This is a genomic window from Sanguibacteroides justesenii (assembly GCF_003204205.1).
Taxonomy (GTDB): domain Bacteria; phylum Bacteroidota; class Bacteroidia; order Bacteroidales; family Marinifilaceae; genus Gabonibacter; species Gabonibacter massiliensis.
The window spans coordinates 211,836-227,243 of record NZ_QJPL01000005.1 but is presented as its reverse complement, the minus strand read 5'-3'; the positions used below and the strand labels follow the sequence as shown (position 1 = coordinate 227,243).

At 43.0% G+C, this 15,408-nt stretch carries 14 protein-coding genes; 10 read left to right on the top strand and 4 right to left on the bottom strand.

Annotated features, from left to right (window positions below):
* Positions 1-6: 6 nt before the first annotated feature.
* The 4 genes from hisH to hisIE are packed head-to-tail and all read left to right on the top strand — an operon-like array spanning position 7 to position 2,709.
* Positions 7-585, top strand: a complete 579-nt coding sequence (gene hisH, locus DMB45_RS09740; RefSeq protein ID WP_041502412.1) for an imidazole glycerol phosphate synthase subunit HisH — start codon at positions 7-9, stop codon at positions 583-585.
* A 2-nt stretch (positions 586-587) separates the two neighbouring features.
* The gene (gene hisA, locus DMB45_RS09735; protein ID WP_052634393.1) at positions 588-1,304 is read left to right on the top strand and encodes a 1-(5-phosphoribosyl)-5-[(5-phosphoribosylamino)methylideneamino]imidazole-4-carboxamide isomerase; all 717 of its coding nucleotides are present in this window, start codon (positions 588-590) and stop codon (positions 1,302-1,304) included.
* Between the two features lie 11 nt (positions 1,305-1,315).
* Entirely contained in the window at positions 1,316-2,092 is a 777-nt protein-coding gene (gene hisF, locus DMB45_RS09730) for an imidazole glycerol phosphate synthase subunit HisF (RefSeq protein WP_041502410.1), read from the top strand.
* 5 nt (positions 2,093-2,097) lie between these two features.
* Positions 2,098-2,709, top strand: a complete 612-nt coding sequence (hisIE, locus tag DMB45_RS09725) for a bifunctional phosphoribosyl-AMP cyclohydrolase/phosphoribosyl-ATP diphosphatase HisIE (RefSeq protein WP_041502409.1) — start codon at positions 2,098-2,100, stop codon at positions 2,707-2,709.
* A 195-nt stretch (positions 2,710-2,904) separates the two neighbouring features.
* Here the strand turns inward: hisIE and DMB45_RS09720 are convergent, their stop codons facing one another.
* Together DMB45_RS09720 and purE are read right to left on the bottom strand one after the other, a co-directional pair.
* The gene (locus DMB45_RS09720; protein WP_110688726.1) at positions 2,905-4,968 is read right to left on the bottom strand and encodes a helix-hairpin-helix domain-containing protein; all 2,064 of its coding nucleotides are present in this window, start codon (positions 4,966-4,968) and stop codon (positions 2,905-2,907) included.
* 276 nt (positions 4,969-5,244) lie between these two features.
* A complete protein-coding gene (purE, locus tag DMB45_RS09715; protein WP_041502407.1) occupies positions 5,245-5,751 on the bottom strand; it encodes a 5-(carboxyamino)imidazole ribonucleotide mutase in 507 nt (168 codons plus the stop codon).
* A 108-nt stretch (positions 5,752-5,859) separates the two neighbouring features.
* Here purE and DMB45_RS09710 point away from each other — a divergent pair, with 108 nt between their 5' ends.
* From DMB45_RS09710 to DMB45_RS09680, 6 genes are all read left to right on the top strand, one after another.
* Positions 5,860-6,402, top strand: coding sequence for a phosphoribosyltransferase (locus DMB45_RS09710; RefSeq protein WP_041502406.1), 543 nt, complete (start codon positions 5,860-5,862; stop codon positions 6,400-6,402).
* A gap of 11 nt (positions 6,403-6,413) precedes the next feature.
* Entirely contained in the window at positions 6,414-7,406 is a 993-nt protein-coding gene (gene obgE / locus DMB45_RS09705; protein WP_110688725.1) for a GTPase ObgE, read from the top strand.
* A gap of 88 nt (positions 7,407-7,494) precedes the next feature.
* The gene (locus tag DMB45_RS09700) at positions 7,495-8,538 is read left to right on the top strand and encodes a DUF2776 family protein (protein WP_041502404.1); all 1,044 of its coding nucleotides are present in this window, start codon (positions 7,495-7,497) and stop codon (positions 8,536-8,538) included.
* 300 nt (positions 8,539-8,838) lie between these two features.
* Positions 8,839-9,567 (top strand): hypothetical protein, encoded by a 729-nt coding sequence (locus DMB45_RS09695; RefSeq protein WP_041502403.1) that lies wholly within the window; start codon positions 8,839-8,841, stop codon positions 9,565-9,567.
* Positions 9,568-9,639: 72 nt separating this feature from the next.
* The gene (ubiE, locus tag DMB45_RS09690) at positions 9,640-10,332 is read left to right on the top strand and encodes a bifunctional demethylmenaquinone methyltransferase/2-methoxy-6-polyprenyl-1,4-benzoquinol methylase UbiE (protein ID WP_041502402.1); all 693 of its coding nucleotides are present in this window, start codon (positions 9,640-9,642) and stop codon (positions 10,330-10,332) included.
* Positions 10,333-10,845: 513 nt separating this feature from the next.
* Positions 10,846-14,229 carry an ABC transporter permease gene (locus DMB45_RS09680; RefSeq protein ID WP_110688723.1) on the top strand — a complete coding sequence of 1,128 codons (3,384 nt, stop codon included), beginning with the start codon at positions 10,846-10,848 and terminating at the stop codon, positions 14,227-14,229.
* A gap of 132 nt (positions 14,230-14,361) precedes the next feature.
* On the opposite strand, the gene DMB45_RS09675 is transcribed toward DMB45_RS09680, so the two are convergent.
* Positions 14,362-14,751: an immunoglobulin domain-containing protein gene (locus tag DMB45_RS09675; protein ID WP_041502400.1), complete on the bottom strand. Its 390-nt coding sequence runs from the start codon at positions 14,749-14,751 to the stop codon at positions 14,362-14,364.
* A 69-nt stretch (positions 14,752-14,820) separates the two neighbouring features.
* Positions 14,821-15,198: an immunoglobulin domain-containing protein gene (locus DMB45_RS09670; RefSeq protein ID WP_041502399.1), complete on the bottom strand. Its 378-nt coding sequence runs from the start codon at positions 15,196-15,198 to the stop codon at positions 14,821-14,823.
* Positions 15,199-15,408 lie beyond the last annotated feature (210 nt).

Genomic DNA, 15,408 nt, shown 5'->3' with positions numbered 1-15,408 from the left:
AGAGGTATGGTGACAATTATCGATTATGGAGCGGGAAATGTTTTTTCCGTGCAGACTGCTCTTCGGCGCTTGGGGGAAGAGGTCGTTGTTTCTTCGGATCCAGAGGTCGTCTGTCGAGCTGAGCGGGTTATTTTTCCCGGAGTAGGACAGGCTGCTACTGCTATGGAGCAATTGCGGGAAAAGGGATTGGATAAGATTCTTCCGGGACTGAAAGTACCGGTTTTGGGTATTTGCCTGGGAATGCAGTTGATGTGTACTTTCTCGGAAGAGGGAGATACCACGGGGTTGGGTATATTCCCGTTGGAGGTGAAACAGATGAAGAACGGAAAAAAGATTCCTCATATGGGTTGGAATCGAATATACGGTTTGCATTCCGACCTGTTTCGACGGGTAAGGGAAATGGAGTGGAGCTATTTTGTTCATTCCTATTATCTTCCTTGTAACGAGTATCAGATTGCCGGTTGTGATTACGGGGGAGAGTTTTGTGCAGCCGTTCGGAAAGAGAATTTCTGGGGGTGTCAATTTCACCCGGAAAAGTCTTCCGCCATGGGAGAAATGATTTTACGTAACTTTTTAATGTTTTGAATATGGAGATTATACCGGCAATAGATCTTATGGGTGGACGATGTGTTCGCTTAAGTCAGGGAGATTACGATAGGTGTTGTGTTTATACCGGGGATCCGGTTGATATGGCCTTTTGTTTTGAAAAGGCAGGAGTCCGGAGGCTTCATCTGGTAGATTTGGATGGAGCCCGGAGAGGAAAAATCGTACATCTCGATTTATTGAGGAAGATTTGTTCTTCGACCCGTTTACAGGTGGATTTCAGCGGGGGAATAAAAACCGGAGAAGAGGTACAACGGATTTTGGATGCGGGGGCCCGGTGGGTAACCATCGGGAGTATGGCTCAAACAAATCCGAAGGAGGTTAGGTGTTGGATCACGAAGTACGGGACCGATCGAATTATAATTGCAGCGGATGTTCGGAAAGAACAGGTCTGTATCAACGGTTGGCAACGTAGGTCGGATAAAACGATTTATGACCTGATCGAACAATACGATGGCGTGTTGAGGAACCTGATGTGTACCGATATTGAACGGGACGGAATGTTTTCCGGGCCTTCGTTAGAGTTGTACGGTAAGTTGCGGACGAAGTATCCGGGAATAAATTTAATCGCTTCGGGGGGTATAAGTTCGGGCGAAGATGTAACGGCTTTATTTCGTTTAGGGATAACTTCGGTTGTTATCGGGAAAGCTTTTTACGAGGGACGGTTGACTTGGGAAGAGATGGTACGGATGAAATTATAACAAGGCTTGGTATGGGATTAGCAAAAAGAATTATTCCTTGCTTGGATGTAAAGGCGGGATGTGTCGTAAAAGGGGTTTGTTTTCAGAATTTGAAAAATGTCGGAAGTCCGGTGGATCTGGCTCTTTTTTATTCTGATTGGGGAGCAGATGAATTGGTGTTTTTGGATATTGCGGCCAGTACTGATCGGAGAGGAACGGTGTCAGAGTGGGTGAAGGAGGTTGCGGAAGCAATAAGTATTCCTTTTACCGTGGGAGGCGGCATTGCCTCGGAACGGGATGTTGAAGTTTTATTAAAATGCGGAGCCGATAAGGTTTCTATTAATTCGGCGGCAATCGGGGATCCCGGCTTGATTCGTCGGCTTGCAACTAATTTCGGGAAACAATGCGTTGTCATTGCTATTGATGCCTCTGTAAGAGAGGGAGAATGGAGGGTATTTAGTCATGGAGGGAATCGGGAAACGTCTTTGATTTTGCGGGAATGGGCACGGGAAGCGGCTGATTTAGGGGCTGGAGAACTTTTGTTTACTTCCATGGATCATGACGGAACCTGTCGGGGATTTGCTTGTGATACGATAGCTGCCTTGGCTAACGAGTTGACCATACCGATTATTGCTTCCGGTGGGGCCGGGAAGTACGAGGATTTTTATGATGTTTTCACGAGAGGAGAGGCGGATGCGGCTTTGGCGGCAGGTGTTTTTCATGACGGAAGGATTAAAATTCCGGGATTGAAATCCTATTTGGCAACGAAAGGAGTCGAGGTAAGAAATGTATTATTCAATAAGATATAAATGTTATGTTAGATATTGGTCGTTTAAAATTTGATAAGTCCGGTTTGATTCCGGCTATTATTCAGGATGTGAATACCCGTGTCGTTTTGATGCAGGGGTATATGGATGAAATCTCTGTCAGGCGGTCGTTGGAGACCGGGAAAGTGTGTTTTTTCAGTCGTTCCCGGCAATGTTTGTGGACGAAAGGTGAGGAGAGCGGGCATTTTTTGTACTTACGGGATATACTTGTGGATTGTGACGGGGATTCATTACTGGTAAAAGTGAAACCGGAGGGTCCGACTTGTCATACGGGACAAGATACTTGTTGGGGTGAGGAGAACGGTTCGGATAATTTTTTATTATACCTGGAACATTTTTTGCAAAAACGTAAGAATGATTCTCCCGAGGATTCTTATACGGCAAAATTGATTTCAAAGGGAATAAATAAGGTGGCCCAGAAGGTGGGAGAAGAGGCTGTGGAGCTGGTTATAGAGGCAAAAGACGAAAATCGGGAATTGTTTTTAAACGAAGCGGCCGATTTGCTGTATCATTATTTGGTTCTGTTGATGGCAAAGGGATATGAGTTGGAAGATGTGATAAACGTGTTGAAAGAAAGACATAGATGTAATAGGATTTAGTGATTTAGTGATTTAGTGATTTGGTGATTCTGTGATTGAAAGATTAGATTTGAATCACCTAATCTTTCAATCTCCTAATCCACGCATTCATTTTGATTGCAGATTGTGAATTGAACACGGCTTTTTAATTTACCATTTGCAATCTATTTTAATCCCTCAATCTCAGAATCCCTCAATCTCTCAATCTCAGAATCTTTAAATGGAGATGCGTATTTGGAAGGAGAGGTCGAATAGCTTATTATCATTGACTCGGGTGAGAGAGGAACTGAGGTATTCTTTTGCGGGATAGTATACCATTCCTGCTTTCAAGTAAAAAGTAATCGATTGGAGTACCTTCCAGTTCAGGTTAAGGTAGGAACGGAGGCCTCTATTCTGATAAGCCGGGAAAGAGTAGCCGTATAATACGTTATGTTCATAAGTATAGATCCGGGAATAGTATCCGTCCGTGTTGAAATAGGCTATACGGAATTGGGTTTTGACGTTTTGCTTACGGATGGAGAATATAAAGTCTTGATAGATAAGTACTCCTTCCTCTTTTCGTGTATCTTTTTGATAATGAATATAGTCCAGACGGCTACGAAATTCGAGAAAAGACAGGCTTTTGTTGGAAAATTGGAATCTGAGCTCGTTTCTCTGCCGTTGAACACGGGCTAATGTTTGTCTTACCGGATTTTCGGGCTTGGATTCGTGTTTAACGCGGAAATAGCATTCCCATTTGCGATAATAATAGGTGAGGTCGCATACTATTTCTTGACCGGAACCGGGAATCGTGGCCTGATAGCGGGGGACAAAAAAGCGAAACCAGTCGTAATAGAGATTTATTTTCAGGTTTTTCACGGGAGAGCTTTCTATGCCAATATAGATTCCTTCTTCATTGGAGGTGTTGGAGTATTCGGCAAATCCCTGGTTATAATGGGAACGGTAATTCTTGTCGTAATGGCGGTATATGATGCAGGCGGAGGCTTTGGAGAATCCGCTGTAACGCAGTCCGTGAATGGTTCCGATGGCGCCCTTATCGCTTAGAGCAAACTCTCCGAAAAGGTAAAAGCTTCGAAAACCTGTTTTGTAGTCCAGACTGCTTAGAAATCGTTTGTTGCCGGTATCGTTATAACGTTGGTATGTGCGGTTTCCAACGGATAGTTGTGGGGTGAAGTCGTAATATAAGGCGTGGATGCCGATTCGAAAACGTTGATGATTCAGGTTAAAGGAACCTCCGGTCGTGAACTCTTTTAAGGTGTGCTTTTTTTTACACTCGGATAGGTTTCTATGATAGCCGCTTTGATAGAGAGAGGCTGTTTCCAGTTCTTCCGGATCAAGGCTGTCCCGGTTGATAATATTTCCGTCCGTTTTTTTGTAAGAAACGAACAGAATGGTTTTGATGTTTTTGTGCGGGGTCATGTATATGCCTATTCCTCTCAGAAAATGATTCTCATCGGTAGAGGTATAGGGGGCGATTCCGTTTCCTGATTTTTCGTTGTTCAGAGAGGCTCCGGATTTTCCGGCTGAGAATCCGTGCCAGGCGACCAGACCTTGTCCCCATTGTAATTTGTAATCCCCGATAATGATTTTTTGAAGCCAATGTTTGTTGGTTAACATCAAATGTGCGGATAAAAAGTCGAAACCGCTTTTTTGATACCTCGTGAAGTAGCTTTCTCCCGGGTCGTTCTCGAGCGTAAGACCTCCTGCCCAACGGGAACGGTTTCCTATTTTGTATTTTAACAGGGTTCCGAACGGTGGCCCCCGGAATTGTTTTTCCTGAGTTTTTTTTAAGTCTTTCTCTTTGAGGAAAGCCTCCCGCGTATATTTTCGGTAACCTGTTTGTGTGGGGTATGTTGTTTTGAGTCTGGCTAATAATTCTTGTTTAACGCGAGTTTTTTTCTTGAAAGCGGGTGTCGTGGCAGATGTACCGATTCGAATAAAGGAGAGAATATTGGTCAGATCCCTTTTTCCAATGCCGGTAATTAACAGGAGTTCATTCGGATGCTTGAAGGCTCCTATTTTGTTTCGGAAAATTAGGATTTGGTCGATTTGACTATCCGAGAGGAAAAATAACATTTTCAGGCTATCGAATCCGACCGTATTTATATCGAGGGGATGTTGTCGAAGATAGAACAGGGTGGTAAGCATCTCTTCGTAGTTTTCCTCTGAATCGAGAATGCCGTTCTCTTCCAGAAGTTTCTCTATATCGGATGTCTCTTGGGCAAAACAGTCCCAACATGGAAGGAGAAACAGACCGATGAGGAGGAGTACTCGTTTCATGATATACCAATTGTAAATGAGGTCTTAATCGTAAAAGAGTGTGTGAACAGACACACGGGAGCTATTCTTTTTTCAAAGTTATGGAAAAATGAAATACGTGTATTCCGTATGTGGTGTTAAATGATATATTTTTGGATGAATGTGACGGGTTGTTTTTAAAACAAATCGGGGCTACGGGTCAATTTATGGCGGGATAACGGTAATCCCGGGAAAAAGTCGGGACGGAACCAACTCTCTGTAAAAATAAATCCGGTTTATTTTAAACCGGATTTATTTTTAGTTGGTTTTATAGTCGTATTTTACTTGTGCCAACTCTTTGTTGGCATCGACAATCTTCTTTTTAAGTGATTCTTTGAACTCCACGATTTTGTTTTTTAGTTCGGCATCTCCGACCGCTAAAATTTGTGCGGCTAAAATTCCGGCATTCATGGCACCGTTGATGGCTGTTGTTGCCACGGGGATTCCCGGGGGCATCTGGGCGATGGCTAACAGGGCATCCATGCCGTCAAGAGAAGCGTTAATGGGAACTCCGATAACGGGTAGGGGGGTCATTGCGGCTATGACACCGGGAAGGTGGGCGGCCATTCCGGCTCCGGCAATAATCACCTCGATGCCTCGTTTCCCTGCATTCTTTGCGAACTCTTCTACTTCTGCAGGTGTGCGGTGGGCCGATAAGGCATTTATCTCGAAAGGAATACAAAAGTCGTTCAATACTTTTGCAGCCTTTTCCATAACGGGCAGGTCCGAGGTACTGCCCATAATAATACTTACTTTTGGGTTCATATTTTTACGGGATTTTAAATTCAAAATTGTACTTTTGCGCAAAGTAAATAAAAAAAAACGAATTCGGGACGAATTGGCCCGATCTTCAATGGATTAAATTAAACAGGAATGAAAAAAGTCAGATTGCACGATAAGGAATTTCAAGTTTCTATTGAGGCGGCTGCGATTGATAGGGAGATCGAACGGGTTGCAGGAGAGATTAACCGTGATTTGCAGGGGGAACGTCCGTTGTTTTTAAGCATATTGAACGGGGCATTCATGTTTACTTCCGATTTGTTGAAATGCATCACCTTGGAGGGAACGGAGGTCAGTTTTGTGAAGATCGCTTCTTATGCCGGAACTTCTTCTACCGGTCGGGTAAAGGAGTTGATCGGGTTGAATGAAGATATAACGGGACGTACGCTTGTGATCGTAGAGGATATGGTCGATTCGGGTAAGTCCATGGTACATCTGAAGGAGATGTTATTGAAGAAGAGTCCCAAACAGATCAAGATTGTAGCGATGTTTTATAAGCCTAAGGCTTTGGTGCATGAATTGACTGTCGATTACCATTGCTTTGCCTTGGAAAATGATTTTGTCGTGGGGAGAGGGTTGGATTACGACGGTTTAGGGCGTAACCTCCCGGACTTGTATACGTTGTGTAAAGATTAAAACTGATTATAATGGCAGCAACCAATTTTGTTGATTATGTAAAGATATATTGTCGCAGCGGGGCAGGAGGTCCCGGTTCAACCCATCTTCACCGGGATAAGATGACGGCCAAGGGTGGACCTGACGGGGGAGACGGCGGCCGGGGGGGGCATGTGATATTAAGAGGCAATCGAAACTATTGGACGTTGATCCATTTAAAATACCAGCGGCATATTTTTGCCGAGGATGGGAAGAGCGGTAGCGAGTGTCGGAGTACCGGGGCGAACGGAAATGATGTCGTCATTGACGTGCCGTTGGGAACGGTGGCACGGGATGCGGATACGGGTGAATTGATCTGTGAAATTACGGAAGAGGGGCAGAAATGTATCGTTGTTGCCGGCGGCCGCGGCGGATTAGGAAACTGGAATTTCCGTTCGGCCACGAATCAGACTCCGCGTTTTGCCCAACCGGGAGAACCTCGCGTCGAACGGACGGTTATCATGGAGCTGAAGGTTTTGGCGGATGTAGGATTGGTCGGTTTTCCGAATGCCGGAAAGTCGACCTTATTATCGGTGGTTTCGGCGGCAAAGCCTGAAATCGCTAATTATCCTTTTACTACTTTGGTACCTAATCTGGGGATTGTGAAGTATCGGGATGATCGCTCTTTCGTGATGGCGGATATTCCCGGAATTATAGAGGGGGCCCATTTGGGAAAAGGGTTGGGAATTCGTTTTTTACGTCATATCGAACGAAATTCCGTTCTGCTGTTTATGGTTCCCTCCGATAGTCCTAATATTCATAACGATTATAATGTTTTGCTTAATGAATTGAAACAGTATAACCCTGAGCTATTGGATAAAAGACGCGTGTTGGCCATTACCAAATCGGATTACGCGGATAAGGAGTTGATAGCGGAGATGGAGACGGATTTACCGGATATCCCCTATGTTTTTATCTCTTCCGTCACCGGGCAGGGAATTACAGAGCTTAAAGATCTGCTTTGGAAGGTATTGAATGAAGAATAAAGGCTTAATTTAGGGAAATTTACGAAAAAATCAGGAACATAGGGGAGATATGACCTCGTATATTCATTGAATTTTAAAAGAATTGGATATGAATTACGGCATTAGTATTTTGTTCAGAGGAATTCCCGTGTTTATGGCATTAATATGTTTTTTCCTGGGAGGTTATATTTTTTATTACGGAAGCGATACGGCTCGATTTGTTGCGGGACCGGTCGTTTTTTCGTTGGGAGTGATTTGTATGGCGTTATTCGCAACTGCGGCGACAATCATTCGACAATTGATCCACACGTATAAACCTGTTTTTAAATATGTATTGCCGGGGTTCGCTTATTTGCTGGCATTCGGTACGATCGCTTTCGGCATATGGATATTCAGTGCACACGATATGCCGGAATTGTTTGTTTCCGGTCATGTGATTTGCGGGGTGGGATTGATATCCGCCTGTATCTCTACCGCGGCGACTTCTTCCACCGAGTTTGCACTTATTCCCACGAATTCCCATACTCCCGGTAATAAAATTAATATTCAAGGATTTTCGGCGAAAACGGAAAGTGTTTTGATTGCCCTGGTTATTTTGTTTTCGGCCGTAGCTTGGGTGTGGGCTATTGTCCTGTTGTCCGACTCTTCGGATTCGAATTCTTTTGTTGCGGGTAGCGTTATGGGGGGCCTTGCTTGTATTTGTACCAGTTTGATCGGTTTGGTGGCGAGTATTGCCCGGCAGATACGAAATGACTATACCGACCGGGATCGCAAATACTGGCCTATGTTGGTTTTTTTCATGGGTAGTGTTTGTGTGGTATGGGGATTGGTCGAGTTGTTTGCCGCTTCAGCTCCGGTGAATACGACCGGTTTTATTTTGATCGGTTTGGGGTTGGTTTGTTTCAGTATTTCCAGTAAGATCCTTTTATTGGCTAAGGTATGGAAACAGGAGTTTAAGTTGGCAAATCGTATTCCTTTAATCCCCGTTATAACGGCTTTGCTTTGCTTGTTCTTAGGAGCTTTTCTATTTGAAGAGGCTATGTTGGATGGGGCGTTTTTTGTTCCTGCCCGCGTGCTTGTCGGATTAGGGGGAATCTGCTTCTCGTTATTCTCCATCGTCAGTATTTTGGAGAGCGGAACTTCCGGGAAGTAAAATGTAAATGTACAATTTGATATATAGGCAATTGAAAATTAATTTTCAGTTGCCTTTTTTTTATGGAAAATATTTTGACAGGAACGGGATACATTTTTTTATGAAAGAATTTACAAATTAAAAACAGAATGATACCTTTATCCCAAAGTAAGATCAAAAGAATAAGTATGGACAAAGGAAGTTCTAACCTTCAGTAAAAAAGAGTTGGAAATTTCTGCTTGTGATTTTTATTTCGATTTGAATATTTTTGAATCGTTGTTCGGGTTTATCGAAGTAATTTCAGGTTAAAGAAAAAAAAGTATGAAGTGGTTATTGACTGTTGGTTTTATTTTTTGGTTCGGTTTTATTTTTGCTCAGGAAGAAGACGAATTGTATTGTGCGCAGAAGTTTTCCGGGAGTGAGAACATTCAAAAGGTGCGGGTTAATATGGATATTGATTCGAGCGGTAAGGTCGGGTTGGATATAAAATGGGTATTTCCGCGACTAAAGGCGGAACAGGATAGTTTGCTTTTGGAGATGAAAAAGTCGGAGAGTGAAAGACACAAATGGATATTGGATCACGTGGCGTGTGGAAAATTGGAATTGAAGAATTTTCGGTTTTTCGAATCGGAGGGGGACGAAGTACAGGAGATCGGTTATGAGATAAAAGGAACTCTAAGTGGTTTTTGTCGTAAAATTGGAGATCGGCTTTTCTTTTCTCCTTTTTCTTTTTCCGGGATAAAGAATCTTCGTTTGTCTCCCGGAGAAGAGGAGGTGCGTTATCCGGTTGCTCAAAAAGATACGATTTCCGTGCGTATACCGGAAGGTTATGTCGTGGAGATGGGAATTTCTCCGGTTTTTTTGTATAGCCCTTATGGGGAGTACTCTACGGAGATATCATGTTTTAAAGACAATCTTTATTTGAAAAGAAATTTTGTGTTGAATGCCGGAGTTTACCCGAAAGAGGCTTACGAGAGTTTTCAGTTATTTATTCAACAAGTACAGTTGCAGGATCGACTCCAATTTGTATTAAAACCTCAAAATAAATAACGGAGAGGGTTGGTGTGATTCAAATCTCGTTTAAATTTGTATTTTTGCTCTGTTGAAACTAAATAAAAGAAGATGGCGAAAAAAGAGAGGGTACAGGAGATGTTCAACGGAATTGCGCCGAAATACGATTTGCTGAATCATCTTTTATCGATGGGGATTGATAAAAGGTGGCGGAAAAAAGCAATGAAGGTGGTCGGAGCGGGATGTAAGGACATTGTTTTGGACGTGGCTTGCGGGACGGGCGACTTTTCGATGGAGGCCTTGAAACACGGGGTAAAGAAGGTGATTGGAGCCGATATCTCGGAAAATATGTTGACTGTTGCCCGGGAGAAGGCAAAGGAACGGAAATTGACGGAGCAATTGGACTTCCGTTACGGGGATAGCGAGAACTTGGAGTTCCCGGATAATACCTTCGATGCGGTAACCGTGGCTTTCGGAGTGCGGAATTTCGAACATTTGGAAAAGGGACTGACGGAGATGTACCGAGTATTAAAGCCGGGAGGAAAGGTGGTGATATTGGAATTTTCAACACCGGAGCGTTTTCCCATGAAGCAGTTGTATCGTTTCTATTTTAAAAGAGTACTTCCTTGGATCGGAGGCATCGTTTCCGGGAATCGAAAGGCCTACGAGTATTTGCCGACTTCCGTTTTTGCTTTTCCTCAAGGGGAAGCATTTTTGAAGATTATGCGTTCATGCGGTTATCGACAGGTCACTCAGTGTCGGCTGACTTTCGGTATCGCCTCTCTCTACGTGGGGGAAAAATAAGAGTAATTTACGATGGAATGATTTCGTGATGAATGGATGTAAAAGATAAAAAATAAATTCGATTTTGTGTCAGATGGTTTTATGGAATTATTGATACAACCATTTCGCATTTCTTGTCGTCTTTACCTACGGGGTTTCCTGTTACTATTTGGTAAGTTTCTGAATTACTTGTTTCTACATTGTTTATCGTTAACATTGCTTTTCCATCGTTATCGTAACTTATAGATAGGTGTAAATTGTAAATAGGATATCACTTAATTTTAGAATTCCTTGTTCTTTTTATTTACAATTGATGGGTATAAAGCGTCGCATAATACTTGTTTTCCTAAGTGTAGTTTATAAAATATGTTTTTATGACATATGTTTTATATTTTATATTTATTTATTCTTATCTTGTGGTACGATTTTAATATTTTAGTATTCTTTATTAATAGAAGGAATAAAAATGTGGTTGCTCTATTAAAATATTGAAAACAATAAGATGAGATTTAACTGTTAAACAATAGACGGGAGATGAATTTTAGGAATATAAATTTAGTTGCGGGTTACGAGCGAAAGATGATGACGAGGAATTTCGTTTTTATTCTTTTGGCTTTTTTGTTAGTGGGAGGTATTTTGGGTTTTCACGTTTTCGCTCATAGCTACTGGCGTGTCGATTCCTACGCTTTTCGGGCGGATATTCCTTCCGCCATCCCTTACACGAACGCTTACCTCTTCTGCGTGTTTCAGGCTTTTTGGGCCATTTTTGTGGCGGGAGATTTTATTAAACGCGAACGGTCGAAAAACACGAACGAGGCGTTGCTGTCCCGCCCGGTCGATAACATGGAATACCTGCTTGGGAAAGGCTTGGCCGTCGTGGAACTTTTGATCATGTTAAATGTCGTGTTGATGGTATTGACCGGGATGCTTCACGTTTTCGTGACAGACTCTGTCTTTTCTCCCTTGTTGTACCTGTTTTATTTCCTCACGCTGACGTTGCCGACGATTCTTTTCACCACGGCCTTGGTCGTCTGCGTGAAAATGTTCGTTCGTTCGCCAATTTTTGTTTTGTTGGGGTTGTTACTCTACCTGTGGGCATCGTTAGCCTTGCTTCCTTTTCTCGCTCACGGTGTTTTTGATTTCACGGCTTCCCGGGTGCCGAATATTTTCTCGCCCTTGGCGGGTCATCCCGGGATAGGGAGTTACCTGTTGCAGCGTATGATCTTTACCTGGATTGCCCTGGGCTTATTCGCTCTCTCCGTTGTCGGCTTTAAGCGATTAACCGGGAGGTGGAGACGGGCCGGGTTGATTATCACCTTTTGTTTTGTGGCGGGTATCGTGACGAGTTTTATTTATCTTTTTCCTTTCACGTGTCAAAGCGAGCTTCGGGAACACTACCGGGCTATTTACCGGGAGTACGATAACGCCGCTAAAGTGAACACGGTGGAGCACGAGATCACGTTTCGACGGGAGGGAGAGCGTTTATCGTCGGATAGTAAACTCTTGATCGAGAACCGTAACGTGACAGTAGTAGATACGGTATTGTTTTACCTTAATCCGGGTTTGGAGCTTTCCAGTTTAGTAATTGATGGCAAGGAATTGTCTTTCGAGCGGAAGGATCAGGTGATCGTGGTACCGTTTAGGATGGAGCCGGGATCTCGTTCGCTCGTCGCGATGAAATATTCCGGTAAGATCGAGGAGAATATTTGTTATCCGGAAATCGATGACAAGGAGTTTACCGCCATGGATTTTAACAACATGCTGTGCCTTGGGCATCGTTTTTTCTTTTTGACGGATGATTTCGCCTTGTTGACCCCCGAGTCGCTCTGGTATCCCACGACGATCCCTGTCGTGAACGTGGGGTTCCCGTGGATCTCCCGTCGTGATTACACGCAATACAAGTTGAAAGTGCTGAATCCCGATAGGAAAACGGTGCTCTCGCAGGGGGAGATGTCCGAGAAAGGCGACACGACCTGTTTCAATAACGAGCGAAATCTTTTCGGGATCGGTTTGGTGGCGGGTGATATGGATAAAGAACAATTCCAAGCCCAAGATTTTTTAAGCGAGTATTATTATCCTCGTGGGGAGTTTCCTTGTTCAGGAGCCTTTTGGGCGTCGGAGGAGGGAAAGAGTCAAGCTGCTGAAAAGATCAAGTGGCAATTTGTCACGTATTACGGTTACCCGTGCGATAGGGTCGCTCTCGTGGAAGTTCCCGTCTCTTTTTGCACGTTTATTCGGCCGTGGAGAGAAGGGACTGATTACATTCACCCGGAACTTTTTCTTGTTCCGGAACGGCGAACAAGTCAATTGGGAGGTGGCGAGGAGGTGATTCAAAGAAGGATACGGAATGAACAGTCGCGTTTAAGGTCAAAAGGAATAAAAGATACCCCGTTGCCAGACATTGAGGCCGATATCATTGTAAATAATTTCAGTATGCATTATAAAGCGGGGCCAGTACGGGAATTTTTCTCGTGGTTGCCTCTCGTGAGAAAAGATAAGGATCGTAGTTCTCTCACGGCAGATTCCTGGAACAAGTACGAGTGCTCCTTCCTCGGGAGAGAGGGGACCCTGTTGTTGAGTTCCTCCTGTTATCCCATGATCAACTCGATCTTTAAGGCGATGAAGCCGGATAAAATAACGGGTATTACGGAGGTCAAAGTGGCAAGAGACATGGAAGCTATCGAGTATTTTTCCGGGAATAGCCTGGAGCAAGCTTTTCAGCCGGGGGCGAAAATTCCCGGGATGAAAGATGTCGTGAGAGTGAAGGGCGTCGATTTGTGGAATCGTTTGCGGAATTTGACGGGGGATTCCTTGATCCGGTTTGTCGATGATTTCGAGAAACGCTATAAATACCGGGAGGTGGATTTTGACGTGTTTTGTGACGAGTTGAATAGTCGCTTTAATATAGATGTTTATCCCGTGTTGAGCGTTTGGTACACGGGCAAGGGAGTCCCGGCGTTTGCTATCCGGGATATCGAGATAAACGAGAACCGGAATGAAAAGCAGGCGACGATTTATTTCAAAATTTGGAACAAGAGTGACGTGGAAGGTCTCGTCCGTGTGGATTATCAATATATAATGCAAACGGGTCTTGCCCGAAAGGGCGTGTTGCGATACGTTGCGGTAGCTCCCCGGGCTTGTGAAGAGGTCGCTCTGGCCGCTCAATTGAAAGGTTATTCGAATTATTTTTTTCTCAGTACCGGTTTCTCGAGAAATATCCCGGAAGAATTTTCTGTTTGGAACCCGGGTAAGGCTTGGGTGGAGCGAGACACGATCCGGGAGATCGACACGACTTATTTTTCTCCCGTGAATGAGATTATCGTGGATAACGAGGATGAGGGTTTCGTGATTCGAGAAGAACGATCTTCATATTTTGAAAAACCGGGTAAGGATAAAAAGTATAATCTTTATCCCCCGAAGCAATCCGAGTGGCGGTGGACGCTATTTGTTTCGGATTACGCTTACGGTGATGTGGTGAAAAGTTTTTACAGTAAAGCGGGGGGCAGCGGTAAATCCCGGGTGGAGTGGAATGCTTCAATCGGGGAAGCCGGAACATACGAGCTGTTTATCAAGCATGTTCCCACTAGTGGAAGTCCTTTGTCATTTCAAAAAGATTCACCGGTTGAATACTCTTTTTTTCATGATGGTGTGGAAGATAAAATATTTTTTATCCCTCCCGATGAGACGAAAAGAGAGTACGATTTTACGGTTAAATTACGTCCGGCTGTCGGGGGAGAAGAGGAGACTAAATTGAATTATTCGACAGAGGAGAAAGGCTCTGATTTTTTTAACGGATGGATTATTTCTGGGAAATATAAACTTTCTCCGGGTAATGTAAAAGTGGTGCTTTTAGACAAGGGAATTTTGCCCGGTAAAGTATTGACTGCCGATGCTGTGAAATGGGTGAAAATAGATTGACGATAGTGGATTTAAAGGTTAGATTAATAGCTGATACTATTAAATAGAGTCGGGACAAAGAAAAAGAGGCTGCTTGTCAAACAGACTCTTTTCTATGGGTAAGACATGAACTCGATTTCGAGCCAGATGAATTTATCGTTTTTTTGATACATGTACCGTGCAAGTCGTATCTACTCTGCCTATTATATTTTCTGCTTTTATTTCATAAACTCCGTTGTCTTCTTGCTTTGCCTTTACTATCGTTAACGTTGCTTTACCCGTTGTTGTATCGTTTTTTATCGTTGTTCTATCGTTGTTGTATATTCTACGGTTTTCTTTATACCAACGAATTTCGGGAGTTGGAGTTCCTTTGACGATAGCTTCAATCTTAATTGTTCCGCCTTGCGGTACTGTTTGGTCGGATGGTTTTTTTATGAATTTCGGCATGGAATTTTCTGCATTACTTGTCGCATTTGTCGTGCAAATATAGCCTCCTGTGAGCGCCATGAATAATGTCATGATAAATAAAATCTTCTTTTTCATGGTTAAAAATTTATATATTACAAGTTTAGTAAATAGGATGGATTTATAAAGACTAAATTCAACTCAAAATTATAATACAAGAATTTCGCAAGTTGCACTAACTTTGCCTAAATCGTTTTCTGCCACCACTTCGTATACACCCGAGTCGCTGATTTTTGCGTTTTTTATCGTTAATGTAGATCTTCCATCTTTGTAGTATATGGAATACTTATCGCTCTCGACGATTCTGCGGCCATGTTTATACCAACGAATTTCGGGAGTTGGAGTCCCTACAGCTTTGGCCTCAATTTCAATGTTTTGGTCTGTTGATGCAGATTTTCTGGGTGGCGGTACGGAGCTAAATTCTGGCATTGTTTCTCCTGAACTACTTGCTGCATTTGTCGTGCCAATATAACTCCCCGTGAGAGTCATGACGAACATCATAATGAATAGAATTTTCTTTTTCATAATTAAAAATTTTATGTGTTATATAATAATAACAAATTAACTAAAAATAATTATATATATCAAAAATATTATTTGATATTTTGTTTAAATATATATAAGTATAAGACTTATAAAATTAAAATAATAATAAATAAGCTAATTGATGGAGAAAATCTAAAATTTGCGAGAAGATAGGTGTATATTGGATTGATAGCACATTGTACCCTTCCC